Raw genomic sequence first — 2,161 nt, forward strand, 5'->3', positions numbered from 1 at the left:
CTCCCGCCCTATACCAAGCTGGATGACCCGCTCGAACGACTGCTCGGCCATATTGATATGCGGATGGCGATGATTGACGGCCCTGCAGAAGGCTTTACCTGTTTTGTCGGCACGATGGCGCAGGAGACTTTTGCGAGCAGCGAATTGCTCCGCGAAGCGAGCGGGGCGAGCATCACCGCCTATTGCGAGGCGCTGACGGTTGATATCCAGGCGGCAATAGACCGGCACGGGATTCGCGACAATATTACCGCGGAAAGCGTGGCCTGGCATGTTCAGACCGTTCTGCAGGGGGCATTTGTGATCGCAAAGGCGTCAGGGGATCCGGAAAAAGCGCGCGAGAGTGTTCGTCATTTGCGCAGATATATCGAGGCAATTTTCAACATATCGAGCTGAGCAAGGAGGATAGGGTAATGACCAGCAAGATTTCAATGTGCATCTGGTACGATCACGCTGCGAGGGAAGCGGCCGAATTTTATGCGGAGACTTTTCCAGACAGCCGGATTGATGCCGTCCATCTCGCTCCCAGCGATTTTCCGGGTGGCAAGCAAGGCGACGAACTGACGGTTGAATTTACCGTAATGGGCGTCTCCTGCCTCGGCCTGAACGGTGGTCCGGCATTCCCGCACACCGAAGCCTTTTCGTTTCAGATCCATACCGAAACTCAGGAAGAGACCGACCGCTACTGGAACGCGATTGTGGGCAATGGCGGCGCCGAAAGCGCGTGCGGTTGGTGCAAGGACAAATGGGGTATCAACTGGCAAATCACCCCGCGCGCGCTGACCGACGCAATGGCGCAAGGCGGGACCGTTGCCAAGCGCGCCTTCGAAGCGATGATGCCGATGCAGAAGATCGACATTGCCGCGATCGAGGCGGCCATAGGCTGACATAGTACAACTGGAGGAATGAGAATGTCTGATCACAACCCGAAAGCAAGCCTCGACACGCTCGAACTTTCCGTCACCCGCCTGATCGCTGCGGCCCCCGATAAAGTCTGGTCGGTGATTACCCAGCGGACAGCCGAGTGGTGGTGTCCGAAGCCGTGGACCACCGAGATCATCGAGCAGGACTGGCGCGCCGGTGGCCGTAACTATACAATCATACACGGACCTGATGGAGAGCGCCACGAGGGTGAAGGTGTTTTTCTCGAGGTAATCGACGGCAAGCGTTTTGCTTTTACCGACGCGGTCACAGCCGATTTGAAACCGCAAAGCCCGTTCATGATCGGTATTTTTGAGATTGCACTGGAAGATGGCGGCACCCGTTATACTGCAAGCGCGCGCCACTGGACCGCTGAGGCAAAAAAGCAGCACGAGGAAATGGGCTTTGCCGATGGCTGGAAAGCGGTTGCAGACCAGCTTGCTGAAATTTGTGAGAAACAGGAATAAGCGACGAAGGAGAGAAAAATGAGCTATATTGACGGATTTGTGATCGCGGTACCCACCGCCAACAAACAGAAATTTATCGATCACGCCAACACCGCGGACAGCATGTTTGTCGACATGGGTGCCACAAGAGTAATCGAATGCTGGCAAGATGATGTGACCGAAGGCAAGGCTACCGATTTTCGCAAGGCGGTTAAGGCCAAAGATGACGAAAGCGTCGTCTTCTCTTGGATCGAGTGGCCCGACAAGGCGACGAGGGATGCCGGCATGGCAAAATTGGAAGCGATGATGGAAGATCCGGACGAGGTAGATCCGCGCATGGATCCGAAGAAGAATCCCATGCCTTTCGATGGCAAGCGTTTGATCTTCGGCGGCTTTGAACCGGTCGTCTCGTTGGGAGCATGAGGAGCAGGAATAATGACCAATAAACATGGTGATTTCATCTGGTATGAATTGTTGACCAGCGATGCCGACGCCGCGCAGGATTTTTACGGACCGCTGGTCGGATGGGATTTTGCCGATAGCGGTCAGGCCTACGTCGACTATCGGGAAATTTCGATGAAGGGCAGCAGCGTTGCCGGCCTGATGCCATTGACGCGCGAAATGACTGCTAATGGCGCTCGGCCCTGTTGGCTAGGATATATCAATGTCGAAGATGTCGATCGGATGGCGGAAGCGATATTGTCTGCGGGCGGCAGTGTCCATTTGGAACCAAAGGATATACCCGGTGTCGGGCGCTTTGCTTTTGTTGCCGATCAGCAGGGCGCAATGTTCTACGT

Annotated in this window: 5 protein-coding genes; all 5 read left to right on the forward strand. The window is 55.3% G+C overall.

The features are described 5' to 3' along the window. The coding region (locus tag WBM93_RS12925) for a TetR family transcriptional regulator C-terminal domain-containing protein (RefSeq protein WP_424432275.1) at positions 1–393 on the forward strand (393 nt) is incomplete at its 5' end. A 17-nt stretch (positions 394–410) separates the two neighbouring features. Further along, positions 411–884 (forward strand): VOC family protein, encoded by a 474-nt coding sequence (locus WBM93_RS12930; protein ID WP_424432276.1) that lies wholly within the window; start codon positions 411–413, stop codon positions 882–884. Between the two features lie 24 nt (positions 885–908). Further along, the gene (locus tag WBM93_RS12935) at positions 909–1,385 is read left to right on the forward strand and encodes an SRPBCC family protein (protein WP_424432277.1); all 477 of its coding nucleotides are present in this window, start codon (positions 909–911) and stop codon (positions 1,383–1,385) included. An 18-nt stretch (positions 1,386–1,403) separates the two neighbouring features. Then, positions 1,404–1,787 carry a DUF1428 domain-containing protein gene (locus WBM93_RS12940; RefSeq protein WP_424432278.1) on the forward strand — a complete coding sequence of 128 codons (384 nt, stop codon included), beginning with the start codon at positions 1,404–1,406 and terminating at the stop codon, positions 1,785–1,787. A gap of 12 nt (positions 1,788–1,799) precedes the next feature. Next, on the forward strand, positions 1,800–2,161 hold a 362-nt coding region (locus tag WBM93_RS12945), incomplete at its 3' end, for a VOC family protein (RefSeq protein ID WP_424432279.1).

This window comes from Parasphingorhabdus sp., assembly GCF_049667325.1.
In the GTDB taxonomy this organism is placed as follows: domain Bacteria; phylum Pseudomonadota; class Alphaproteobacteria; order Sphingomonadales; family Sphingomonadaceae; genus Parasphingorhabdus.

Excerpts from the sequence above, each read along its gene's own strand:
- WBM93_RS12935 (WP_424432277.1), top strand. The coding sequence starts at position 909 with ATGTCTGATCACAACCCGAAAGCAAGCCTCGACACGCTCGAACTTTCC.
- WBM93_RS12930 (WP_424432276.1), top strand. The coding sequence starts at position 411 with ATGACCAGCAAGATTTCAATGTGCATCTGGTACGATCACGCTGCGAGG.
- WBM93_RS12940 (WP_424432278.1), top strand. The coding sequence starts at position 1,404 with ATGAGCTATATTGACGGATTTGTGATCGCGGTACCCACCGCCAACAAA.